The sequence below is a fragment of the Clostridioides sp. ES-S-0190-01 genome (genome assembly GCF_020658275.1).
Lineage (GTDB): Bacteria > Bacillota > Clostridia > Peptostreptococcales > Peptostreptococcaceae > Clostridioides.
The window spans coordinates 1-26,220 of the sequence record NZ_JACVWA010000054.1; the positions used below are offsets into that span (position 1 = coordinate 1).

The 26,220-nt window shown below is 23.1% G+C and carries 24 protein-coding genes; 13 read left to right on the forward strand and 11 right to left on the reverse strand.

The window, feature by feature from the left end; all coding sequences use genetic code 11:
• Positions 1–1,108: 1,108 nt before the first annotated feature.
• Entirely contained in the window at positions 1,109–2,164 is a 1,056-nt protein-coding gene (locus tag IC214_RS20295) for a hypothetical protein (protein WP_227825019.1), read from the forward strand.
• A 368-nt stretch (positions 2,165–2,532) separates the two neighbouring features.
• On the opposite strand, the gene IC214_RS20300 is transcribed toward IC214_RS20295, so the two are convergent.
• Positions 2,533–4,614, reverse strand: a complete 2,082-nt coding sequence (locus IC214_RS20300) for a type IV secretory system conjugative DNA transfer family protein (RefSeq protein ID WP_227845568.1) — start codon at positions 4,612–4,614, stop codon at positions 2,533–2,535.
• A gap of 137 nt (positions 4,615–4,751) precedes the next feature.
• Positions 4,752–5,609 carry a hypothetical protein gene (locus IC214_RS20305; RefSeq protein ID WP_227825017.1) on the reverse strand — a complete coding sequence of 286 codons (858 nt, stop codon included), beginning with the start codon at positions 5,607–5,609 and terminating at the stop codon, positions 4,752–4,754.
• A 135-nt stretch (positions 5,610–5,744) separates the two neighbouring features.
• Between IC214_RS20305 and IC214_RS20310 the strand changes: the two genes are divergently transcribed.
• Positions 5,745–6,062, forward strand: coding sequence for a hypothetical protein (locus IC214_RS20310; RefSeq protein ID WP_227825016.1), 318 nt, complete (start codon positions 5,745–5,747; stop codon positions 6,060–6,062).
• Positions 6,063–6,086: 24 nt separating this feature from the next.
• Positions 6,087–6,971, forward strand: coding sequence for a hypothetical protein (locus tag IC214_RS20315; RefSeq protein ID WP_227825015.1), 885 nt, complete (start codon positions 6,087–6,089; stop codon positions 6,969–6,971).
• Between the two features lie 47 nt (positions 6,972–7,018).
• Here IC214_RS20315 and IC214_RS20320 read toward each other — a convergent pair whose 3' ends face one another.
• Positions 7,019–8,203, reverse strand: a complete 1,185-nt coding sequence (locus tag IC214_RS20320; protein ID WP_227825014.1) for a conjugal transfer protein TraG — start codon at positions 8,201–8,203, stop codon at positions 7,019–7,021.
• 172 nt (positions 8,204–8,375) lie between these two features.
• On the opposite strand from IC214_RS20320, the gene IC214_RS20325 reads away from it, so the two are divergent.
• Both IC214_RS20325 and IC214_RS20330 read left to right on the forward strand, forming a co-directional pair.
• Complete coding sequence (locus IC214_RS20325) at positions 8,376–9,047, forward strand: metal-dependent hydrolase (RefSeq protein WP_227825013.1); 672 nt, start codon at positions 8,376–8,378, stop codon at positions 9,045–9,047.
• Between the two features lie 154 nt (positions 9,048–9,201).
• Positions 9,202–9,591, forward strand: coding sequence for a hypothetical protein (locus tag IC214_RS20330; protein WP_227825012.1), 390 nt, complete (start codon positions 9,202–9,204; stop codon positions 9,589–9,591).
• Between the two features lie 26 nt (positions 9,592–9,617).
• Here the strand turns inward: IC214_RS20330 and IC214_RS20335 are convergent, their stop codons facing one another.
• From IC214_RS20335 to IC214_RS20345, 3 genes are all read right to left on the reverse strand, one after another.
• A complete protein-coding gene (locus IC214_RS20335; protein WP_227825011.1) occupies positions 9,618–10,571 on the reverse strand; it encodes a hypothetical protein in 954 nt (317 codons plus the stop codon).
• Positions 10,572–10,663: 92 nt separating this feature from the next.
• The gene (locus tag IC214_RS20340) at positions 10,664–11,488 is read right to left on the reverse strand and encodes a S1 RNA-binding domain-containing protein (protein ID WP_227825010.1); all 825 of its coding nucleotides are present in this window, start codon (positions 11,486–11,488) and stop codon (positions 10,664–10,666) included.
• Between the two features lie 24 nt (positions 11,489–11,512).
• The gene (locus tag IC214_RS20345) at positions 11,513–12,412 is read right to left on the reverse strand and encodes a response regulator transcription factor (RefSeq protein WP_227825009.1); all 900 of its coding nucleotides are present in this window, start codon (positions 12,410–12,412) and stop codon (positions 11,513–11,515) included.
• A gap of 125 nt (positions 12,413–12,537) precedes the next feature.
• On the opposite strand from IC214_RS20345, the gene IC214_RS20350 reads away from it, so the two are divergent.
• Positions 12,538–14,802 (forward strand): AAA family ATPase, encoded by a 2,265-nt coding sequence (locus tag IC214_RS20350; protein ID WP_227825008.1) that lies wholly within the window; start codon positions 12,538–12,540, stop codon positions 14,800–14,802.
• 12 nt (positions 14,803–14,814) lie between these two features.
• Here IC214_RS20350 and IC214_RS20355 read toward each other — a convergent pair whose 3' ends face one another.
• From IC214_RS20355 to IC214_RS20370, 4 genes are all read right to left on the reverse strand, one after another.
• Positions 14,815–15,432 (reverse strand): HD-GYP domain-containing protein, encoded by a 618-nt coding sequence (locus tag IC214_RS20355; protein WP_227861013.1) that lies wholly within the window; start codon positions 15,430–15,432, stop codon positions 14,815–14,817.
• Positions 15,429–15,773 (reverse strand): hypothetical protein, encoded by a 345-nt coding sequence (locus IC214_RS20360; RefSeq protein ID WP_227845570.1) that lies wholly within the window; start codon positions 15,771–15,773, stop codon positions 15,429–15,431. Before IC214_RS20360 ends, IC214_RS20355 begins: the two co-directional genes overlap by 4 nt.
• A gap of 323 nt (positions 15,774–16,096) precedes the next feature.
• A complete protein-coding gene (locus IC214_RS20365; protein ID WP_227825005.1) occupies positions 16,097–18,226 on the reverse strand; it encodes a type IA DNA topoisomerase in 2,130 nt (709 codons plus the stop codon).
• A 197-nt stretch (positions 18,227–18,423) separates the two neighbouring features.
• Positions 18,424–18,987 (reverse strand): DUF3267 domain-containing protein, encoded by a 564-nt coding sequence (locus IC214_RS20370; protein ID WP_227825004.1) that lies wholly within the window; start codon positions 18,985–18,987, stop codon positions 18,424–18,426.
• 1,260 nt (positions 18,988–20,247) lie between these two features.
• Here IC214_RS20370 and IC214_RS20375 point away from each other — a divergent pair.
• From IC214_RS20375 to IC214_RS20400, 6 genes are all read left to right on the forward strand, one after another.
• Complete coding sequence (locus tag IC214_RS20375) at positions 20,248–20,532, forward strand: SLOG family protein (protein WP_227825003.1); 285 nt, start codon at positions 20,248–20,250, stop codon at positions 20,530–20,532.
• A 30-nt stretch (positions 20,533–20,562) separates the two neighbouring features.
• Entirely contained in the window at positions 20,563–20,790 is a 228-nt protein-coding gene (locus IC214_RS20380; RefSeq protein WP_227825002.1) for a hypothetical protein, read from the forward strand.
• A 155-nt stretch (positions 20,791–20,945) separates the two neighbouring features.
• Positions 20,946–21,845, forward strand: coding sequence for a hypothetical protein (locus tag IC214_RS20385; RefSeq protein WP_227825001.1), 900 nt, complete (start codon positions 20,946–20,948; stop codon positions 21,843–21,845).
• Between the two features lie 90 nt (positions 21,846–21,935).
• On the forward strand, positions 21,936–22,181 hold the full coding sequence (locus tag IC214_RS20390) for a hypothetical protein (protein WP_227825000.1): 246 nt from the start codon (positions 21,936–21,938) through the stop codon (positions 22,179–22,181).
• Positions 22,182–22,209: 28 nt separating this feature from the next.
• Complete coding sequence (locus IC214_RS20395) at positions 22,210–23,184, forward strand: hypothetical protein (RefSeq protein ID WP_227824999.1); 975 nt, start codon at positions 22,210–22,212, stop codon at positions 23,182–23,184.
• 264 nt (positions 23,185–23,448) lie between these two features.
• A complete protein-coding gene (locus IC214_RS20400; protein ID WP_227824998.1) occupies positions 23,449–24,306 on the forward strand; it encodes a PolC-type DNA polymerase III in 858 nt (285 codons plus the stop codon).
• Between the two features lie 25 nt (positions 24,307–24,331).
• Here the strand turns inward: IC214_RS20400 and IC214_RS20405 are convergent, their stop codons facing one another.
• A complete protein-coding gene (locus IC214_RS20405; protein ID WP_227824997.1) occupies positions 24,332–25,402 on the reverse strand; it encodes a hypothetical protein in 1,071 nt (356 codons plus the stop codon).
• 206 nt (positions 25,403–25,608) lie between these two features.
• On the opposite strand from IC214_RS20405, the gene IC214_RS20410 reads away from it, so the two are divergent.
• Complete coding sequence (locus tag IC214_RS20410; protein ID WP_227824996.1) at positions 25,609–26,130, forward strand: single-stranded DNA-binding protein; 522 nt, start codon at positions 25,609–25,611, stop codon at positions 26,128–26,130.
• Positions 26,131–26,220: the final 90 nt, after the last annotated feature.

Sequence of the window (26,220 nt, forward strand, 5' to 3'; positions counted from 1 at the left end):
CATATCATTAAAACTACAATAATATTTGCATACTTTTATATTAATAATTATCCAATGTTAAAAACTACAATAATTTTTACATACTATCATAGTAATAATTATACATATCATTAAAACTACAATAATACTTGCATACTTTTATACTAATCACTATCCAATGTTAAAAACTACAATAATACTTGCATACTTTTATACTAATAATTATACATATCATTAAAACTACAATAATATCTGCATATTTTTATACTAATAATTATCTATTTTAATTAAAACTACAATATTATCTGCATACTTTTTTAATTTCAATTATGTATTATAATTAAAAATTACAATAATATCTGCATACTTCTATTCTAATAATCATCTATTATATCCAAAACTACAATATTATCTGCATACTTTTATGGTTTTAATTATCTTATTATAATTAAAATCCAATAGAATCTACATATTATCAGATATATAATGGTAAAAAATTACAATAGTGCTTATATATTTTTGTATTAGTATATATATTATACTAAAAAACTACAATAGTATTTGCATACTTTTATGGTGATAATTAGCATCTATTAAAGCTTCTGTTGTATATCAATAATATCTTAAGGTTTGTTCATTTAAAAACTACAATAATATTTGCATACTTTTAAGTACATTATATATTGTAAGTTAATACTCTTTTTATTAAATATTTATATTTAATTACTCAGACATGTCGAAAAACAATAAAAACATTGAGATTTTAAACTGATTTCATTTTATCTTTTATAAAACTACAATAATATTTGCATACTTTAATTTTTAGCTATTTTTCAGATTTCAAAATTACAATAATATCTGCATACTATTGTAGTTTTTTGATTTTTTTGCTTGCAAAAATTGTCGGAAAATTTTTTTTGTTTTATAAAGAAAAAATAAAAAAACTCAAACTGATTGCAAATACTTGTTTTGATGAAAACTACAATAATATTTGCATACTTTCTTTTTTCATTTAAATTTCAATGATATATCAAAAAATACAATAGAATCTGCATACTTTACTTTTGCATGTATCTTTTGTAAAATACGTTTTATAAAATGTAAAAAATATAAGAAAGGAGGTAAAAAAGTGGATAATAAATATATGTTTGATGAATTAAAGGCAAATGCAAGAATATCTAAATCAAAAATAAAAGAGATTATATCAGCTTTTAAAAGGAAAATAGATGTAATTAAAATAAATGATAATGGACTTTCTAAACTTGAAAAAGAATTAGGATTAACAAAGAATAATTATACAAAAATTATTTCTTCAAATAAGTCTTTAATAAAACAATATTTGTTATATCATTTTTTGCCTTTTGCAAATGATTGCTTTGTTAGAAAAAACATTTCTTATAAAGATATTGCTAAATTATGTAATATATCTATAGTTACTGCGAGAAGCAACCAAAAAACACTTTCTTATTTAGGACTTGCTTATTTTACTCCTGCTATTAATTATGGTAGATTTGATATTGTAATTGCAGATGAATATAAAAATCATTACAAAAAAGAAAATGGTGGTAGTGGTTATATAACTTTAACACTTAATCACTTAGTACATTTAATAAATTTAAAAAATGTAAATGAACTAAAAATTGAATTAAAAAAGCTTTTATGGATAGATGCTTGTAAAGCAAAAGGAAAAAAAATTAGATTTAGTAAAGATAAATTAGTAGATGTACTACCTTTATATATAAAAAAATCAGATAAATTTATTTTTGATGTTTTAAGTAGCAAAAATACAAAATTTAAAATGGTTGGAGATAGCTTAGAAACAAAGGATTATGAATCTAAAACTGAATTTAACAAAAAATTTGTATCTAAGGTAAGTGAAAAGATTAAGAATTTATTTGATCAAAACAATTATTCTTATAGTTATAATCACTCTAAACTACTTTTACAAAACAATAATTCTAAAGAAGATTTACGAAATCTGGAAGGAGAAAAAGCTTTAATTATAAATGACTTAGCTTGTTTAAGCTTAGAATTTGGTATTAGAAAAGTTTATTTAGGTTTAGATTATATGTTTAAAAACACTATCTACAATGACGATATAAACATAAATAAGATTAAAAACCCCGCTGGATTTTTAAGAAATTTTATCGAAAAGAAATTAATAACTTTTGGTAGTCTTTATTAATTAAAATAATATCATAAATGTGGATTAGTAAAATATTGCTAATTCTAATTTATGATGCAAATTTTTAAAAAGGCACAGGTTTTTAGAAAAAAATAATTTTTCTATAGCCTGTGTCTTTTTTTTGATAAAATTTTTATCCACTTTTTTAACAAAAAGAAAGTTTTTTTATTAACATAATAATTTTTTTAATTATAAAAAAAATAAAATTTATCTACAAAATATGTAATTATTATTAACATAGTTCAAATCATTTATTTTATATTTTCTTAAACATATTGCAAATGCTATAATAAAGCTATTATTTATAATCACTAATTAATGTTTTAAAATCTGTTTTAATTTATGTGTAATAAATATCTTTTTATATTTTATATATCATCATACTCATACTCATCTTCAATTTCAATATCAATACTTATTGGAATTGGATTTGTATTATCATTTATATTCTCTTCTAATTCAAAAGATTCTTCTTTGTTTTCTATTATATCATCTTTTTTTATAACGTATAGAATATCTTTATTTGGAAAATGATTACAAGCAACACTTTTAGAATATTCTGTTGCATAATCTTTATTTCTTTTAATTTGTTCATCATTGTATTCCTTTACCATTTTTTTTATTTTTTCATGCAAATCATTTGGGATATATTCGATTTGAGCGAGTGCTGGAATTTGGACAGTATTATTTTTAACTAAACAATGTGTAATTTGACCAAATGTTCTATAAATCAAATTGCTTGGAGAAAATCTTGGTTCATATCTTTCATCTACTTTTATTGTCATTTTTTCATCTGAAAATGAAGAAAAATAACGGTCTTTTGAATAAGATCTTCCTATAGTAGTTCTTAATTCTTCTCCAAACTCTTCAGAATAATATTTTGCATCAGTTATACTTATTCCAGGGTAAATAATTTTATTTCTTGCATTTGCAGAAACTAATTTAAGGAAACTATCCCCTTCTCTACCTACACTCATTTGGTCTCTTGCTTGTGTAGCCAAATGAGAAGCTACTCTATAGGAACGTCCTTGTGTCAACATTTCTCCAAAACCTTGATTTGCATAGACTTGGAACTCATCAATATACAACATGTTTTCTTTTCTACTATCTTCATCTCCAGGTCTACGAAAAACACTTGATTGTAATTGTAATATTATAAAATATCCAAGGAACTTTCCTAAATCTCTTAAAGAACCTTGTGTTGTTGTCATAGTTATAACCAATCCCTCTTCAAGAGCTTTATCAAAATCTATGTCTGTACCATGTCCTCTTGGTGGATTTAAAGCTTTTCTAAGGTACTCATTGGATACTAATTTGGATATTTGAGTTCTAACACCTGAGCAATGTTCATAGGTCTTGGTTCCTTTTCTATCACCTGTCATGCCTGAATAATAGTCTGTTAAAAACCAAATAGCTATTTCTTCATTTTCTTTTTGTTGTAAAGGATTGCTTACAGGTAACTTTGAAAATTCGTTTACTATTTTTTTACCTATCCCATTTGAGTTCCAAACAAGGTCATTTAAATCAATTAAAGTTGCATCATCTCCATATAACCTTTTTAATAACTTTACAGACTTTCTAATAAGACCATCTGACATATCTTTAAAAAATTGTGGAGAGTCAGGGTTTAACATGTTAAAAGTTGTAGCCATATTCTCTATAACTTCACTCTCATGACCAAACAAAGGATTAAAATAAGGACAGTCAGCAAGTAAAGGATTAAAATAAATCACTTCTCTATTATGGATTTTTGCCATTTGGTATACTTTTTCTGCAAGGTCGCTTTTTGGTTCAAGTACTGTAACTCCTATTTTTTTATTTTGTAAATCTTGATTTATCATAGGAATTATGGTCTGAGATGTTTTACCACAACCAGTAGGTCCAAGTATTAACATATGCAAGAATCTATCTTTTAATGGTATAAAGACAGGAGTATCAAGTATTTCTCCAGCTTTTCCATTAATAGACTCAATTTTTTTCCCTAAAATAACATCTCCAGGTTTTATTTTCTCTTCTTCTGGTTTAAATAGTTTAGAAGAAAAATTAATGTTATTTATTTGAGATATGGTCTCTCTAAAACTTTCTTGAGATGATAATCCTATAATAATACATAGATAGATAAAATTTAATAAATAGATAAAAACCATGATTAGTTTATGAAATTCAATATTCGTTGAATTTAAAAAAGATATTAAACTATGGTTTATAATTAATAACATCCCTAAAAATATAAAAAAACTAAATACTATGTTTTTTAGTTTAAAGACTTTAACATCTTTAAAAGTCAGATAATATGCTATACTGGAAAAACTAACAAACAAGCATAGTATAATGCTACTTTTTCTAAAACATAATTGGATTAACAATAAAAAAATCTCAGCAAAAGATAAACCAGCTATAATAACATAAAATTTATCTTTAAGGATTTCTAAAATTTCATCTTTTTTCATTTAATTTAAAATTATGATAAGTCCTTTCGTAATATTAGCAAGCAAAATATTAAAAATACATAAGAAAAAGCTTACTATTATTGTTATAGTAAGCTTTAAAAAAAAGTATAACTTTCCATTATTTAATGTGTATATTATTAATTATTACTTAAAGATATCCAATAATTAATGTCTTTATAAGGCGTCTCATTACATTCATCATTAACTATTTTATAAAATAATGGATTTGCTTCTCCAGAGTCTATTATATAAGCATATAACAGAAAATTTTCAATCTTAAAATTTATTTTATAGACATCTTTAAAATGTTCAATTTTTGTTGAAATCTCAGCATATACACTATCTTTAGTATCTAAGACTTCGGAAGATAAAATTGTAACAGGTCCATCAAAAATAGGAGATAAACTGGTTTTTTCTAAAATAACATCCCTTCTGGATTCTTCTGGAATCATAAGTGTCCCAATTAAAATCATGTTTGGATCTTTTAAGTTTTTGACCATATATCCCTTACCCTGTATAGGTGCTGTAAGAGTAGATAACATAATATTTGCATCACTATAGACATTTCCTATTTTCCAATTATATTCTTCTTTAAACTTATATGTTTCTAATTCTTTGTCAACCTTATCTAAAATTTTATCGTAGTTAGCATTCTGAGCTAATTTTATTAAATTATTATACAATTTATCTGTATCCTCTTTTGGAAATTCGCTATTGTTATCTTCGCCTAATTTAACGCTATTTAATATTTTATTAGCATTTTCTCCATAAGTTTTTAATAGTTTATCCTTATCACTCATTTTACTTTTTTCTTCAGGAGACAACTTACCTAATTCTTTTTGTATATCTTTTTCTATTTTTTCTTGAGTTTCCCCCTTGTTATTATTATGATTGTTGTTTATTTGGTTATAAACAGAAACACTTGATATAAGCCCAAATAAAACAAAGGCAGTACTAAATAATATTACTTTTATTTTATATTTTTTATTTAACATATCTCTAATCCCCTTTTTATTTATATCTTAATAATATCTATACATATTTTCTTATAATTTATAAAACTAAATACTATATTATAGTACTAAAAAAGTGTTTTAATAAAAAAAATGTACAAAAGGATGTGTTTTTTTATGAAAGAAAAAAAATTAAATTATGAGGCAATGGTTAAAGAGCTTCCTATTCTTGAAAAAATAATTAGTGATGGAGGAAAAGCTTTAATCAAATGTGAAGCAGAATTAAATAACTTAAGGAACTCTTATGAAAAATGTAAAAAAGAAATAGAAAATCTTGGGGTTAATCCACAAAAGGTAGAAGAAGAGATATCCACACTAAAATCCTCTTTTAGTGAAAAATATAAAGAATTGGAAGAATTATTGCCAACTGAAATTATTAATGAAATTAACAATGTTAATGATTACAACAAAAGTAATAAAGATTTGATTTTTTAATAAAAAGAGAAAGGAGCTTTTTAAATGTATGAAAATGAAAGTGAATACTTTTTAACTTTTGATTTAGATATTTTATATTGTCCAAATAAAGAATTAAAATTATCCTGTAAAAAGCTTAATCTCCAAAATTTAGTATTTGAAAATTATAGTGGTAACATAGATAGTATAGACAGCAATTATAAACTAAAAGCCAAAGATGTGAACATTATAGTCAATAAGGTAATTAAAAATGAAATAGGTACAGAATTGGCTCATGAAGATATGTCTTGGATTAAAGAGTTTGAAACAAATTTTGTACTTAATAATAAACTTACTGTTTCTGAAGAAAAAATTATTTTTAATTATTTTATTCTAAAATTAATGCTATTAGGTTTTTCTCAAGATATGGCCAAAGAGATTGCAGTTTCATATAAATTATCTATAGAAAAAAATTGTACTTCAATTGATTTTTTGTCTTTTATTAAAGCTTTAGATATGAAATTAAAAAATAAAAAATTCTGGGTTAATTTTAATATGAACCATGAAAAAGATTTAGAATGCGAATTTATTAACATGATGTTTACCTATAAGGAAAAATTAGAAAATAGGTTTGACTTTACTATGTTTAAAGATAATTATTTAAATGTGTGTAAAAAATCTATAGTAAAAAAGATGTATGATTTTAATTCAAAAGGTTCTTATTTAGTTAAAAATCCATTAAGCGTAGAGAAACAAGAAAAATATCTTCTTTATGAATATAAATCAACCATTGCTGGAGTGATTAAGTATTTAATAACTAATGAATATCCAAGATTAGCAGTAGAAAGTAGCTTTTTAGATTATATTATAGAAGAAATGGTTTCTGTAGTAAAGCTATATTTAAAAATTTTAAAAAATGATGAAATTAATAAAAATATTAATAGTTTATAAAATTAAAAAATAATGAGGGATTATAGATATCCCTCATTATTTTTTAATTAGAATTTATAATCAAAATTATTATTTACATAACTTATATTTTCGGATTCTTTATTAAATAAAAAAGATGATATTTTTCTCTTTTTTTCTTTCTCCATTTCACCAAAAGAACTTTGTTTGTGATTATCTTCAGATTTAATTAAAATATCAATTTCTTTATTATTGTGAGATATATCTTCCCCAAAGATTAAGCGAGGGTCTACTGGTGTAGGTTCTCCTTCTAAATAACTAATATCTTTAATCATATTTTTATTTTTATACTCATCTTTAGTATTTTTTATTAACTTATTTCTTAATCTCTTAGATTTTTTTTCAAGATTTTCGATAAACTCATTGTCGAGAAATTTAAATTGCCCAGATCCTACAATTCTAACACCAGTAGATTTTAAAGACTCATAAAGAAAAGAATTTAAATGTTGCTGGTAAAAATCTGATGGATTTTTTTTCTCATAGATTCTTTTCTGATAGTATTGCACATCTTCTACATTTAAAGAATTAAGAAGTATTGTTGTTCTTATATTATTATCCAATAAAGCAGTATAATCTTTATTGTTAAGTAAAAATTGATTTCTTGATTGAAAGAATAAAATTAAGCCTATATTATAATCGTCTGAATAATTTAATAAATACTCAAGTGAGTCTAAATAGTAAAAAGAATCATCTATATATAGAATGTGTGGATTCCTTTGTGTTATATCTGTCTCTTGTATATCTAAAGTTAGTTGTAATAGTAGCATTTTAACAGCATTTATTGCATTATATTTATATTTTGCTACTTCCATGTCAATAATTACAATTTTTTTCTTTTTAATAGCTTCTTTATAATTTATAATATTTTCATTTATATAATCATATTCATATTTATCCATAAATAAAAAATGGTTTAATATTTCTATATTGGTACTTACCTTTAAAAATACTACTTCTCTATCATATTCTTTAGCTAAAGCATTTAAAGTATAAGCCATTTCTTTTTTAGTTACTATCAGAGTCATGCCTATCTTTTTATTTTGTAAATCCTGTGAAGCTAATGTAGGTAAAACTTTAGAGGTCTTCCCTGTCCCCTTTTTACCCAACACAATCATATTTAAATATCTATTTTTTTGTGAAATAAAAATTTCATTATTATTATTAGTGCCAATTATTAAATTTGTGTTTTTATTATCATTTTGCAAATTTTCCATTTAACTCTCCTATTTATCTTATTTGTCATAGCTTATTTTATATAATATACACTTCTATGATTAAATAAAAATATTTTCTATATGATAAAAAATACTACATCCACCTATTAAATAATTATATAAAATAAACAGAAATCTATAATATAGAAATAATTAGAAAGGAGAAAAGATATTGCAGGGCAAAACACATAAAATTGCTGGGATATGTATAGGAATTGTAACTGCTGATTATTTATTAAAACATCAATATAGTCAAAGCATGTTATTTTCTATTGTTACTATAGGAGTTATAACTATTACTTCTCCATATTTAATAAGAAAGATTCCTTTTAATATAAAAAATAAATTAATATTATTTTTTATATTAGGACTATTTTTTTTATTTAAAAAACTAAATTTAGATTATTCTTATATAGAACAATCCTACTTAACTTTTATAATATTATTTGGCTCAATAGCAGGTTCATTGTTGCCAGATATAGATCATCCTAATAGTAGCTTAGGTAGTAAATGTAAACCCCTCTCAAACCTTTTAAATAGTAAATTTGGACATAGAGGATTTATCCATTCTCCTATCCTTTTAATAGGTTCTATGTTGGTATTATTTCTATTAGTAGATATGGTTAATATAAACTATCAAATTTATTATATTTCTTTAATAGTTGGTATTTCTATAGGATGGATTAGCCATCTATTGTTAGATTTTATTACAGTTTCTGGTATACCCATATTTTATCCTATTTCAAATAAGAAATTTAGAATTCTTAAATTAAAAACAAGTAAACATGATTTATTAGTTGCTATTGTATGCTTGGCTATTACGTATTTATATATTTTTTTGTAATAAATTATAAAATATTTTTAAATATAAAAAATAAATATAAATTATTATAAATAATATGAAATATAATAAAAAAATAAAATATATTATATTTTATATAATTATTTAATAAAAATAATAATAAAAAAATAAAATTTAAAATTATTTAACAAGGGATGTGAAAAAAATAAAAAAATTACAAAAAAAAATAATTTTTAAAATAAATAGTTTGATATTCTCACCTATTTTATTATTAAATATTTTTAGAATAGACGCTTTTTCAGTTAATGAAGAAAATATAAAAATAAAAGCTTCAACTGATGCTGGCTTTTTAGAGAGTTTAAAAAAAGTACAGTCAACATATAGTTTTTACTTTAATGTTTTTATTGGAGTTTGTATACTTTTAAGTTTAGCTGTTTTATTAATCCATCTTATTAAATTAGGAATGGTTGGAGGAAATCCTCAAGAGAGAAAAATTGTGTTAAACAACATGTTTATATCTCTTATATGTTTTTCTATGATAAGTGGAGGAGCTGTAATTTATTACTTGTTATTCTTTTTATTTTAAAAAAATAGTAGAACAATATTGTTCTACTATTTTTCGAAGTATTTTAGTTTAATTATTTTGAGTTTCTTGTGCTCTGGCATATATTTTAGAAAACCTGTAGATAAATTATTAAAAATTCTCTCATCAGTTCCAAACCTAACTTTTTCTAAATTAGTTGTATTAAAAACCAATCTTGATGCATCAACAGCTAATTCATCTGTTTCTGTAAAAACAAATAATGTAGGTACTACCTGGCTATCAAGATAATATTTTTTCCAAGAATTTGTACTAAGAAGTCTATCAAGCTTCTCTATTCTTTTAGAAAAAAGAATAGGTATATCAAACTGGCGAGTAACTTCTCCTATGAAATAGTTTTTAACTCCATTGCTTTCAATAGCAAATTCAAAACTTGGAGAAAGATTTATCTTATCTGCTTTTCTAAGTGGATGAGTTTCAAAATAAACTACATTACATACATCTAATAATTTTAAATAAAAATTAGTTATAAAGAGTTCTTTCCCTACATTTTCAGATGAATTTAAATTTATAGATGTTTGCCAATTCACAGTATCTTGTTTTGAATAATTTGTTAATAAAAATTTCCCTCCTAAATCCAAACAATATATATTAAGTGCATCAGCTTGATTCTTTAAATCATCTATCTTTGATAGAATAAATTTATTCAAAATGCCATATTGAACAAGTTTATCAAGCCTGGATTTTATACTAATAAAAGAAGTCTCTTTTTCTTCTTCTCCTTCGTTATATTTCTTTAAAGTGAGGATGTTATTGATTTTTAAAAAATCATATATATTATTAGCAGTGGCAAATTTAAAATTAAATAAAAATTCAGCAATAGCAATATCTCGGTTAGATAATTTTTTATCTGTAACTAAATTTAAGACTTGATGTTTAGAAATATTATTTCTAAATTTATTTTGAAAAATTTGTTTATAACCTTCTGGTATAGACTTATAGATATTAGAGTCTTTTATATACATAAAATTACTATTCCTTTCATTATAATAAAAAAATTATTAATTAAAAGGCAAGTTCAAACCTGCCTTTTAATTAAAGAATTGAAGTTATACTATTATTTAATATCTTCTGTTAGTATTCTTATAATTTTACCCTTTATTCTATAAATAAGTTTTTCAGAATTAGCATCTTGCTTAGTTTCTACTTTTTTTATAAGTAAAGATACTTTATCTCCTTCAACTAATTCGTAATCTGAAAAAGTTGGAATAGGAGATAGGACATCTAAATTAGGAGCTATACATACAAAGCAATCGTCTGTTCTTATTGTTCTAACAGATCCAATAACAACAGAACCAGTCGTAAAAGAATCCATGTCAATTATAGCGTTACTTTTGTATTTTTCTACAGCTTCAACGTATATTCTTTTATTGCTATTAACTTTAAATAATTTAACTTTAATAACATCATCTACTTTATATATATCAGACACATTTGTATAATCATCTGAGAACTCTGTATTTCTTATTGTTACTGTAGTTTCATTAATCTCTAAGTATGCACCAAATTTTTCTAAGTGTACAACCTTAGCTTCAAATTCTTCTCCTTCTTCTAACTTTTTAATTAATTGATCTCTATCTTTTTCTTTTATTTCTTTACGAGAAGCTAACATTTTAACTTCATTTTCTTCGCTCTCAATTATATCAGTTAATATAAATTCTATTTTTTTAAATAAATAAGGTGTAAGTGAACGATTTGTTTGTCTTATATCAATGTCTTCTCTTTTCATTATTACTTCTCCTCCATCTTCTAAAATTATTATTAAGATGTCAGAGTTTAATTCTTCATCGAATTTTACAAGTCTTACTGTTCCACTTAAAACTTTTTTTTCTTCCATGTAATTTTTGTATCTCTCTAAAGATTCTTTATTAATGTTTTTCATATTTTTTTATTTTCCTCTCTTTTTTTAAGATTTTTTTTTAAGATTTTTTAGTAACTCCCTAAAAGTATTTTTCTTTTTTTCTTTTTTCTCACAATTATCTCTTTTTAAAGTGTGTTTTATCTCTATATTTTTTCTCTTATCTTCTTTTGGTGGAGTTATTTCAATACATTTATTTGTATTTTTCCTATTATAGTATTTACATGCATTATTTAATTCCATTTTTTGTGTACTACCCTCAAAATTATTTAAAAAACTTAAATTAATTGAGGATGTATTTGCTTGCTCCTTCTCTTTTTCAACTGGTTGATTTTCTTTATTTGAAATGGATCCTGCTTCCTCAATTAATTTATTTCCATCTGTGTCATATGTTTGCTGAGTTTTCAGCTCATTTACTAAGTCATGAATATTAAATTTAATTGAATCTAATAAATAGTTCTTGGATACTGTTAAATTACTTGTTTCTTTAGTTTCTTTACAAAATGAAGTACTTTTTGGGGGAATATTTTTAGTTTCTTTAGTTTCTTTAGTTTCTTTTCGTTTTAGGTTTGATTTAACAATTAAATCTAATTTATTCCAAAGCTCAATTTCAGCCAAAGGTTTTTTTATATAATAAGAAGTATATTTTAATATTTCATCTCTAATTAACTGGTCTGAGAGGGAGGTAAGTACTATTATATTTATTTCTTTAAAATTTTCACTAATCTCTTTTATTAATCTAATTTCATTTAATGTGTTTATGTCAATAATAACAATTTTTATTTTATTTTTTTCTATTTCTTCTAATTCATTACCAGCTACACACTCTTTATTAATTACACTAAAACTACACTTATTTTTTTGGGGTTTATTGTTAATAGCTGTTTTTATTATATTGCTTATAAAAAAAGTACTATTAATAATAAGAATCTTATATAAGTTATCCACTCTAAGCACCTTCTTAATCATTTTATTTATATATTATATTATTAAAAATAATAAAAATAATGATTATTTGTAGGACAAAAATGATATAATTATATTGAATATAAAAAATAAAAAAGGGGATATTTATGGAATACTATATTAAATTTGTAATTAAAAAAATTAATTATAGAGATAATGAAAAGAGATATTCAATTTGTAAAGCTATATTAAAAAATAAAATAGATAATAATTCCACTCAAGAAATTACTGTTAAGGGGTTTTTCCCTATTCTTTATGAAGGAGATGAATATGAAGGAAAGGTAACAAAAAAGTTTGATGATATTTATGGAGATTTTTTTTATTTAGAGGAAATACCTAAAATTATTATACCTGAAAGTAAGAAGACCTTAGCAGAGTTTATAAATAAGAGAGTTAAGGGGCTTAGTTTAAAAAAATCATTGGAAATAGTTGAGATTTTAGGGATGGGAGTTCTAAAATTAATAAAAAATGATTATAAGATTTTATTGACTGTTCCTAAAATAACAGAGAAAAAAGCAAAGCTTATATATCAACAACTAATTGAATTTGAAAATTTTCAAGAATTAGCTTTCTTTATACAAGGAATGGGAATAGCTACAAGGATAGCAATAAAAGTGTATGAGATCTATGGAGAGCTTAGTTTACCTAAGATACTTAATAATCCCTACTCTATTTGCACTAATGGTAATATAAAATTCATATATGCAGATAAAATAGCTAATAACCTTGGGTTAGGTTCAGATAACCCTAAACGTGTAGTGTGTTCCATTTTGGAATATCTTAATTATAGAACAGACAGTAATGGAGACATGTGTATATATAAAGATATGATTTTTAGCAACTTAAACAGATTTTTAAATAGATTTAGTAGTTATAGCAATAATAATATATCAGAAGATCAAATTAAATTTGCATTAGAGGAGTTAGTGGCATTAAAGTTAGTAATTATAGAAAAAGATGAAAAAGGAAATACTTACATTTATAAGAGTTTTTATAATTATGTAGAGAATAATATTGTTAATAACATAAAAAACTTATTAAATAAACCTAAGTCTGAATTTTTACAAAAAAAAGATATAGATAATTTCATATCTTATTATGAAAGTAATTTTTTTACTTTAGACTTAAAAAGAAAAGAAGCTTTAAATACAGTTTTAAATAGTAAGCTATCTATTATTACAGGTGGTCCAGGTACAGGAAAAACATTTTTAACAAATATTATTGTCAATTGTTTAAAGTATATAAATCCTAAAGTTAGAATAAGATTACTTGCTCCTACAGGAAAAGCTTCTAACCGCATGAAAGAGTTAATAAAAATGGAATCTTCTACTATTCATAGGGGGTTGAAGATAAATCCATATAAAAACACAGAGTTAGAAGAAATAACAGAAGATGTTGTTATCATTGATGAGGCATCAATGATAGATGCTTCTTTATTTGACAAATTAATCTCAAAAATCCATGAAAATACAATGATTATAATAGTAGGAGATGTGGACCAACTTCCTTCTGTTGGAGCAGGACTAATTTTAAAAGATTTAATAGACAGTAATATAATACCTGTTGTTAAGCTTAATAAAATATTTAGACAATCGAAAGATTCAAGTATAATTTTAAATTCTCATAAAGTTAATTCAGGATTGTTAACAACTTCGAAAGATGGGATTGATGTATCAAATAAAGCTGGAAGTGACTTTATTTTTTGGAAAGAGAGCAATATTTTTAAAATAAAGAGTAATATATTAAGAAGCATAAAATGTTTAATAGAAAAACACAATTTTAAATTTGAAGATATTTATATATTAACACCATTAAAATTAAATGAAATTGGAGTTAAAGAAATAAATAGAGTTTTACAACAAGAATTTAATCCTAAATCCTCTAATCCAGAATATTCAATAGATAATTATAATTGTCTTAGAATAGGGGACAGAGTAATGCAGAACTCAAATAATTATAATTTAGGTGTATTTAATGGAGATATTGGAGTTATAAGAAAAATATACACGAAAGTTTCTCAAAAAGGAATTCTTGAATATGAAATAGAAGTAGAATATAAATTGCATGAGAAAAATGTGATTTACACTGAAGACTTAATTGATGAATTAGAATTAAGCTATGCTATGACTATTCATAAAAGCCAAGGAAGCGAGTTCCCAGCTATAATAATGCCAATTCATCACAGTCAAAGAGCATCTTTAAATAGAAACCTAATTTATACAGGCATGACAAGAGCAAAAGAGAAATTAATTATGATAGGAGAAGAAGAAGCCTTAAATTATTCAATAGAACAAACTAATTCATTGAATAGGATATCCAGGCTAAGAGAAAAACTTGAAAGATTGAAACTTGAAAACAAGATAGCAAGTTAAAAAACACTATTATTATAATAGTGTTTTTTCTTTATTAAATAAGTCTAAGAATAATAAAAATTTAATTGAATATTCTTCATCAAATTGTATATTTAGGTTATTAAATATTTCAATTTTTATTTTTTCATAACTAAGTTTATCTTTATAGCTTCTTTTATTGTTCATAGCATCATAAGCGTCAATAATTAAAATTATTTTGAGAATTTCATACAACTTACTATATCTTAAAAAGCAGAGGTTTTTATGATGAAGTCTAATAAGAGTATTAATATCTAAAGACAAAATAGGAGATTTGAACTCAGTATGTCTTTTTATATATAAATATTCATCTTTAGATAATTTATCTTTTTTATACAACAATTTAGGATCTAATGTCAGCTTGCCAATATCATGGAGTAGACAACCTTCAATTAAAGTTATTTTTTTATCTCCACTTAACATTAATACCTGAGAAAAGTAAAAGGCGAGCTCCTGACATCTAAACAAATGGTAAAATGTTTCTCTATGTATAGAGAAGAGTTCTAATTTAGATATTTTATTATAGATATTATAGTTTTTAATGTAATTAATTTCTTTTATCAATAAGATTACTTCATTTATTGTAGAGATTTTTTGATTTTCTGCTATCAAGTATTTGAATCCTTTCTTATAAGAATAACTTTATATTTCTTTCTCAATATATCGCAGGAGTTAGTATTTTTACCAGCTATAAGTAAGATATCATCTCTTATATAACATTTTCCAATAAATTTTATATTTATTTTATAATTATCTAATAGCTCATTCATCTCTTTTAAGGTGTTATTAATGACCCATTTATGCGTATTGAATCTAATAACTTTAACTTTTCTCCTATTAAGTTCTAATAAAGATTTTTTAAAATCAAGCTTAATAAAATCAGCTATTTTATCTTTATCTGAAGATATATCATAGTTTAAATTTTTGAATATATCTAAATCAAGTAAATTCATGCTTAAATGTTTTGTTGGGGCGAAAAAAATAGTTAGAGGGGTAATTCTCTTAGTACTAAGCACAATAATAATTAATATAGGTTGCATAGTTAAATAAGAACCTAAACCTTTAAATATATAAAGTAATATAAATAAAAAGATATTTAATCCCATATATAAATTTAATGGTTTTTTTAATGTATTGTTTGCTATCTTAAGTAAAAATAATCTAATATAAAACATATTTTTCCTTTCTATCTATATTTAATACAATGTTTGTTTCACGAGAAACCAATAAATAAAATAGAAGTAAAATTTTACTTCTATTTTATTTATTATTATTTTTAAAATTCCATCTTCCAACTAAAAAAGCCAGTATCTTTATCTAATCCATAACTTAGATAAGCTGTATATTTTGAGCCTTTTTTACTAACAAGATCTTTAAATTCAACCTTTCCTTCTTTCAGTAATTTTTTTACCATAGTAGGGGTTACTTTTTTACCTAATGTTTTAATATATTTATCATTTTTCCAGATTGCATATTTACATCCTGTTTTCCAGTTGCTACATCCAAAATTTTTATCATTTTCAATAATATCCCCCTGACAAAGTGGGCATTTCCCAATTACAGGTTTAGTGAATTTTTTATTATTTGAAGTAGGAAGAAGTAATGTAGAATTATCATTTTTTATTAAACTTACAGCATTAATAGTAAAATCTTTTATAGTGTTTAAAAAATCTTCTTTTTTACAAAGTCCCTTTTCTATATCCAAAAGGGTTTTCTCAAGTTTACCTGTATATTCTAAGTCAAGTAATTGTCGAACAGGAAAGTTCTCAATTAAGCTAACTCCTAAACTTGTGCAAGAAAGGCTCTTTCCCTTAGTTTCCACATATCCAGTATCTTTTAATTTTTTTATAGTGTCTGCTCTTGTAGCAGATGTCCCTATACTAAATCCACTCAAGACGGATTCCATTATTTCATTTGAATCATCATCATTTTTAAAACTTTTTCCACAAGTTTGCATAATTTTTAGTAGAGTCTTTTCTGTATGTGGTTTAGGTGGTTTTCTTACAACTGTACCTATACTAACATCTTCTATACCTAATATGTCATTTTCATTTACACCAGGTAAAAGAACATCTTTAGCATCTCTTTTTTCTATTTCTTTCCAACCAGTAACTATTTCTATCTTTCCTTTAGATATAAAACATCCTTTTAAATCGTCAACTAAAACTTTTATTATAAGAGTAGTCTCATCATATTCAGCCATGGGCATAAATTGCATAAAGAATCTATTTTTTATTTCTGTATATACTATGCTTTCATCAGGGGTTAGGTCTTTAGGAATTATATAAGTTGGAATAATTGCACTATGACTTTCAACCTTTGAATTATCAAATATCTTTTTGCTATCATTAAATTTAATTTTATCTTCAAAAGGCTCTCCCTTTTTTAGAACATTTAGTACTCTTTCAGCTTTTGATTTTAAACTTTCCTCTAATGCGATACTATCTGTACGTGGGTAAGTTATATATTTATTTTCATATAGAGATTGTGCGACTTTTAAAACTTTGTCTGAGGTCCAATTATTATATTTACTTGTAACATGGCCTTGTAACCCAGATAAATTAAATAGAGAAGGAGCTTTCTCCTTTTTTCTTTCAACTTCTTTATTTAATATCTTACCTTTTTGTCCTTTTATCAAAGCAACCAATTTTTCTGGAGTTTTTTCGTCATCAAACTTTTCATTATTATTTTCGTCATAATATACTCCTTCTAAAAATTCATTTTTATTAGTATTAAATGTTGCCAATAATTTGTAATAAGTGCTTGTAACAAAATTTTCTATTTCTTTATCTCTATCATAGATAATTTTTAAGGTCGGAAGTAGAACTCTTCCTATATTAATTGTTTTAGTATTCCCATTTCGATATTTTAGGGTTGATACTGATGTCAGATTTATACCTATTATCCAATCTGCTAATTGTCTGCTCATACCTGCATCTTGGAGAGGTTTCATATCTATATTATTTTTTAAGTTTTTCATACCTTTGCTAATTTCTTCTGGAGTCCATTCATTTAAAAGGATTCTCTTTATTGGTTTAGTAGCTTTTAAACAAGTCAAAATTTCATGTGAAATTAATTCTCCTTCTCTATCAAAATCGGTTGCAGATATTATCTCATTAACATCTTCACGATTTATCAATTTTTTTATTATATTTACTTGTTTTTTTACATCCTCTTTAGATTTATATTTAAATTTATCTGGGATGAAAGGGAAATTATCCATTTTCCAGATAGACATGGCTTCATTATAATCTTTAGCATCAAACAATTGAAATAAGTGACCATAAGCCCAAGTTATTATATAATCCTCTCCTTCAAAGTAACCATCTTGTCTATTTTTAATATTAAATTTATCAGCAATATTTTTAGCTACTGAAGGTTTTTCTGCTATAAATATTTTTTTCAATATTTTACCTCCTAATTATAAAAAAATTATATATTTTTAAGAATATATAATATACTATAAAAATAATATTTTTTTAATAGAAAAAATTGAATTATGATTAAAAAAATAAAAAATTTTAAATTATATATTATTATAAAAAATAATATATAATTTAAATAAAAAATAATACTATAAAAAAAATAATACTAAATTTAGTATTATTTTTTTATATAAATATTCATAATAGTCCCCTCTTGAGAAGAATAAGAATAGTTTATAAGGATATTTTTAGATATGTAATTATGGAATAGTTTACTGGAGAGAATAAAGTCTCCTGTACTTCCCATCGAATTTAAAACTAAGTTTATTTTTAATATCTCTGATATAGTTTTAAAATAAAATATACAAAAGAAACTAATTATAGTAATTAATACAAGTGGAGCTAATAATATTATGATTGTTTGAATCTTATTATATAAAATAACTTCATTTGATTGGTATATTACTATAGAACCTATGTGTTTATCATATTTAATTTTTATTTTAGCTTTACCATTACTAAAAAAATTAAAAAATAATATATGTATGAGTTCATGTATAATTACTGTACCAATAACAATTGTAATAAAATAAAACAACGACTTTGAATTGATATTATTTATAAGATATTCAAAATCATTAAATAATATATATCCAGTAACAATTAAAATATTGAATATTATCCCTAAAAATATATCTAATTTACCTATATTTTCTTTGCTTATTTTTGATATTTTATTCATTGAAATTACCTTTCTTTTTTTTATAATATGCAAAAGGTAATTTCTTAATAACTATCATTTATTTTTTTTAAATTCAAGGAAATTTTGAAAAAAAGAATCAAAAATAACAACTGTAAGTAAAGCTTCTGTAGAAGAATCACTAATTGCTGAGCTAAGATTTAGTACATTTCCTGAAACATTTATTTTAAATATGGAAGAATCTACTAAAAAGTTATTTAACCTTGAATATATATAAAGGACAAATAAAATAAGATAAAATATGAATCTAATTTTACTAAACTTACTAATTCCAGAATTAGTGTTATATACAAACCAATAAGAAATTAAATACATTAATATTAGAACAACTAAAACAGATAAATAATATAACGATTTCATTAAACTTTCATATTCTAAAGAATCCTCTGGTATAGTATTAAAGTTTGGAGTCAAGAATATAAACAGAAAAACACATGTTAATAATATTAGGAAACAAACTATTAATAAACTAAAGAATATAATGTAAGAGTTTAGTTTCTCATTTGGTTCACATATAAGGTCCTTTTTAAATTCTTTCAAAGAAGAATAGAAAGAAATAAAAAGTAACATTAAGTATAAAAACGTATAATTTACACTTAAATAACCAATAAAGGGATTGTAAATAAATTCTGTCACAATAATAGCGAAAAGAACTAATGGGAAAATCTGTTTTAATATGATTAAATATTTTTTATGTAATGACGATATGTTTCTTGATCTTTGTATATATAACAGATATAAATATACTATCAAAAAAGCTATAAACTGAACTATAAGAAAGCTAAAAACAGATAAGAGTTTTTGTATTGTAAAATTAGGATCATCTTGAATAGTTTTATATAATGAGATTGCTATCCTCTTAAAAAATTTATTTTGTAGTAAAAACTCTATAAAATAATATAAATGTGTAAGTAGTACATAAAGTATTTCTAAAAATGTAATAATTGAACAACCCAAGAAAGCATAACCTAATTTATTTTCAATTAGATTAGTTCTCTTAAATTCACTCAAACATTTTAAAATAAATAATGAAAATAAAATGTTTAACATGTCTAATATGTTCCTTTCTATAAAATAAGATATATTAAAACACTAATTGTTCTTCTAAAATATGGATATTTATAGAACTTATTAACCATTTCAATATAATCTATTTAATTGTACTATATTTATTTTCTTTTGTATGGAATTATTAAAAATAAATTCTATATAATAAATAAAAAATATAAGGAGTTGGTTATATTGCTACATTTAGAATCTAAGGAAAAAACATGTGCTTTTACAGGGCATAGGCCCAATAAGTTATATGGAGATAATTTATTGAATAGAAGATACCAAAGGTTGGCAAAATTATTAAGAATACAAGTAATAAATCTTATAGAATTAAACAATGTAGATACTTTTTTCTCAGGTGGAGCATTGGGGTTTGATACTATTAGTTTTTTTACAATAGAGTCTTTAAAAGATAAATACCCTTATATAAAGAATAATTTAGCTATACCTTTTGAAAAACAATCTTTTAAATGAAATTCTTGTGATAAGGATAGATATGCAAGAATGTTAAATAAAGCAGATGAAGTTATATATGTTGATAGGCTTGATTTATATAATAAAAAAGATACCTATAATTATAAATATCAAAAAAGAAATGAATTTATGGTTGATGTCTCTTCTTTTACAATAGCATGTTTTGATGGTAGTAAGAGTGGGACATTAAACTATTTAAATTACGCAAAAGAAAGAAATAATAAAATTTATTTAATTAATCCTAAAGCTATACAATAAAAATATTTTATATAAACAATAAATATACTATAATAATATTAGAAATATTTATAAAAAATATAAAAAGAAGGTGTTGGCTTATTGTTAGGGGAAAAAATAATAAAAAAATTAAGATTATATCACTAATCTTAATTTTTTTATTTAGTAGCGTTCTTGTGGGATGTGATAAGTATATAAATTTTAAGTTGTTTATTCTTGATAATAAACAAGATGAGGAAAAAAAGGATATGTTTATACAAGGTATTAATATACAAAATAGTAATACAACAGAACAAGACTTAATTAAAATAAGCAATGTTATAAATAATGTTTTTAATAAGTTAGCAGACAAAGATTTTTATTATTCACATTTTTACGATTCATATAAGTATTATGAACCTGTTAATAGCTATTTTGAAGAGAAGTATTTTAATAAAATCATATCTGAAAACAAGAGCCCAATAAAAGAAGTGATTGATGCAATTTATTCTAATGAAAATGAATACTTTAAAGAAGCAAAAATCGTAGCTATAGGAGAGGATGTAAAAAATAAATTTGCTGAAATAGAAATAGTATCTTTAGGAGATTCAGAATTGTTTAATGTAGAAAATATGCGAATTGATTTTAATGATAATTTTCAAATTATAAATTCTAAAAAAATATCTAATAAAAAACAGATACAATATACTACAAAAGCATTAGATAAAGAAAGCTTGTTATCAAATACGAATGATATATTCCTTAAAGAATTTAATAAGTTTATAGAACCATTGAGAAATAGAAAGTTATTTGAAGAATTTAATTTGAAATTAAATTCAGATGTAAATATAAAAGTAGATGCTATGCTAAGTAATCTTCAGTATGAAGATATTGATAAAGATACACTGTTAAATTTTTTTACATTAAGTAGAGGAAGCTTCAATAATTATAAAATAGTAAAATACTATTTTGATGATAAGGAGGCTATGGCTAATTCAAGATATATAATAAAAATAGTTAATAAAAATAAAACAAATTCATTTGAAATTCTTTTCAGTAGGATTTCAAATAAAATAATAAAAATAACAGAGCTTTAAAACTTTATAATGGGCTATACAGATTATAATTATTTTATTAAGGAAAATTTCTATAATATATTAAAATTTATTATAGAAAGGAATTTAATAATGGAAAAAGAAAAAATAGATAAACAAGAAGTAATAAACAAAAAACTAAAAAAAGTTATTGAAGAGATAATTATTCAAGAAGAAGATTACTTTTCAGATAAATTTAATGGAAGGGATTTTAAGGAAATAAGGAAACATAAAAATCAAGTTTCTCAAATTGTTTTGGGAAATGAATTATTAGTAGAATATTTAAAGGCTTTTATTGTAGATGGGATAGATATGTATTACTACTTAAAAAAGAAATAATGTGGTTATAGGAGGAATAGAAAAGAGAATGAATAAAAGAAAAATTTTTAAGATAATAACATCTGCTTGTTTAATAAGTGTTCTTGTTTCTGGGTGTACTAATACAAAAAAGCTTTCAAGTTCCGAAAAAACAAAAGTAATGAATAAGATTTATAATTATTCTTCAACAGAAAAGGAAGGGCTTGAAGGGCTTGATGATTTGATTAAAAACAATATAGATCAATTTAACATAAAAGAAAGAGATGAGATGATTAATATCTATATAAGCAACATGTTTAATTTTATGGATAATTTAAATAATAAATTATATTGTTTAGGGTTTGAATTAGAAGATGTTGTAGAGAAATACAAAATTAATGTAAATGATGAAGCTTCCTTTAATTCCATTCCAAAAGAGTATGCTACAGTTAAAGGATTTTTACAAGAAGTTAAATCTAAAGGTTTCTCCCTTGAGGCTGAAAACGAGAATTCAAACTATACTATTACTGTTAATTTAGAAAAAGTAAATGAGAAATATGGTAAGTACATATCAGAGTCTCTAAAAAGATACTTAGAATTTAATAGTTATGAGATAAACTCTAAGATTCAAGTTATAGATGATAATAAAAAAACAGTTAATATGGATGAAGTTGTAAAAAGAATCAAGAAGATAGAAGCTGGAATGAATATAGATAAGAAACAAAGTTATGAATTTGCAGATAAGTGGACCAGCTCTCTTGAATATTATTACAATATATTATTTGGAGTAAGTCACAACTATTTTATAGAAACAGAGTATGTTAACAGTAATATACTTAAGCAATATAAAGATATAATTGAATCAAATAAAAATACTGATATGTCTAAAAAGCTTAGTAAAGTTGTAAATGTATTAGAGAAGAATAATAGAAAATTTGATAGCAATACAAAAACTCAAATTGAAAATATAATAAATGAAATATATACAAAAGATATAAAAGAAGCTATAGATAAAAAATATCCAGAGCAAATAAATAATAATTAATAAATAGAAAAGATAATATTTTAATATTATCTTTTTTTTATAAGATTTATATAAAAAGTACTAAAAAATATAGAATTTTATATTTTTCATTTAAATACTATTAAATAATATATTATTTAATAGTATTTAAAAATAAAATAATATTTTTAATATTTTTTAGAAATATATTATTAAATAATATTAAAAATTATATAATACAAAAAATATAAGTATTAAATTATTTAAAGTATCAAAAAAGGTGTTTAATTAGAGGAGGTTTTTTTTATGAGTAAAAAAGGAAAATTAGAAATAGAAATGCTTAATTACAATGAATTTGTTGTGGTAGATATAGAAACTACTGCATTTTCTATACAAAAAGGTGGTAGAATCCTTGAAATAGGAGCTGTTAAAATAAAAGATGGGGAAATTGTAGACAACTTTTCTACTTTAGTAAATCCTGAGTTAAAGATACCGAAGAAAATAACAGAACTAACAAAAATAACTAATGAGATGGTTAAGGATGCTCCTTATATTGGGAATGTATTACAGAGATTTAATGAGTTTATTAGTGATAGTGTAATTGTTGCACATAATGCATCTTTTGATTGGGATAGGTTTTTAAAACCTGCTTTAGCGACTATTGGAATTAAGTCAAACCATAAAGTTATGGATACAGTAAGTTTATCTAAGTTTACTTTTCCAGATAAAAAAAAGCATACTTTGATAGATTTATGCTCTTATTTAGAGGTAACATTAGAAAAAAACCATAGAGCTATAGATGATGCTATTGCAACTGCGAAGTGTTTTTTGAAATTAAAAGCTTTAAATGCAGATAAGTTAAATGATAATCTTCAAGTAAAATTTTTTGATGAAATTAATTATGATGAAAGTATAGAAAATTGTAAAAGTATAGTTATTAAAAGAGTTAAGTATTGGGAGAAAAACAAAATGAAACGCTTATATGTTAATTTCTCAAGTGGTGTTAATAGAGGAGAAGCTTATTTTAATATATTAACTAAAACTTGGCATATTAAAAAATTTGATTTACAAATAGATGTTAATCTTATAAATAAAGAAGTATTAAAATTCTTAGATTTAGAAAATATAGATGATTTATGTAAATATCGAAACAACTTAAAATAAAAAGACTGCTTAAAAAGCAGTCTTTTTATTTTAGTATAGGCATAAAAAAGATTTTGTCTGTATTTATTGTAGCTATTAAAGTGTTACTTCTCAATTCAAATATTTTTAATTCCTTTAAATCTTCATTGGAATAAAGATATCCTTTAGCACTAACTGTATTATATGTATTTGGTGTCTTATCTGAGTCTTTATTTGTATCATTTAAAGTTGTTTTAGTTTTAGTGGTTGAGTTACCTACTTTAACGGCATAATGAGATTCTATTAAAGCAGAATCTTTTTCTACTTTATCCATAAAATAAACTTCTAAATCTCCACTATATTGTGTTACTGGTAATACCTTATTGTTATTAAGTTTATAGACACTGTTTATATATAATGTATTTGGATTTACTTCCAATATAATTGATCTATTATTATCATATCCGAAATTGTTAAAAATAGTAAGACCATTTTTAGTAAGGGATATAAATTTAGTCTTCTCTCCAAGGTTTATAGTTTTATTAACTTTATTTGTTTTTAAATTTAAAGAAGTTATTAAATTATCTTTAGAGTATATCAGATTATCTTTAGAAACTAAATAATTATCAAATTCTCTTTCATTAATATAATTTTCTTTATTTTCTTTTAAAGAGATAGTTTTATAAGTCCCATTAGAATTAAAAACTATATAATTATCAGAAAAGTTAAAGTTTAAAATTTCAATATTATTTTTTAGCTTATAAACATTATTTTTAATAATTTTACCTTTTTTCTCTTCAATGCTATAGAAGTTACTGTTGTTATAAACCATTAATTTTTTCAAATTTGTATCTCTTGAATACATTGTATTACCTAAACTGCTTAATTGTAGACTATCAACTACTTTCTGGTTTGAAGTTTTAATCAAATCAATTTTCCCATTACAAGTACCTGTTAGAATATATTCAGCTTTTTTTATCCCCACATCTCCATATTGGACATCTGTCATATTCTCATTAAAATTATTTTTCTTGATAAATAAAAAAACTGTAATACATATTATAAATAAGAATAGGAGACTAATTGCCAATAATATTTTTTGCTTATTTTTTTCAAATAAATATTTGAAATTATCCATTAAACACCTCCAAAAGTTTTAAATAGGAATTATTGCTTAAAGACCTTATATAATTTAATACATTATAGAACTTAGTTCAAAATTATATAATAAAAAAATGAATAAATATCTATATGTTTTAGGAATATATATTTTTTTAGAATCTATAATGAAAAATAATATTAAAAAATGGTTTTTAAAAAAAATATAAGAAAGAGGGTATTAATATGAACGAAAAAAAATATAATTTTAATTTCTATGGATTTGAAAAAGTAGGAGAAGCTTTAGTAGCATACATAGAAGGGTGGACTTGTAAATATAAAGATAAAGAGAACTTTGTAGAATTTCGAAAAGTATCAACAAAGAATGGAGAAAAACTTGTTGCAAATATGGAATTAAGTGCAAAACTACCTCAATCAGTTGCTAAATTTTATTTAGGTGAAGATTTTGATAAAGAACAACACTATATTAAAGTTACAGCTTGGGGTCAAGTTGCAGAAAGATTACAAAAATTTAACATAAATGAAAATATGTTATTAGGAGTTATGGGAAAAGTAAAAGTAGAAGAATATCAGAAAAAGGATGGTACATTATTCAAAAAATTAGTCATCACAATATCAAATTTTAATTGTGTGGCTAAAAATAAAAATACAGAAGGAAATAATGCTTCAGAGAACTTTAATAATATGAAAAATGATGTGATAGAAGCAGATTTCGAAGCAATAGACGATGATGATATACCATTCTAAGATTAGCTAAACAAAAACAAACAATTTAAATTGTTTGTTTTTGTTTTTTATAGTCAATATATATTGCTAAAAAATAAAACAAAATATATA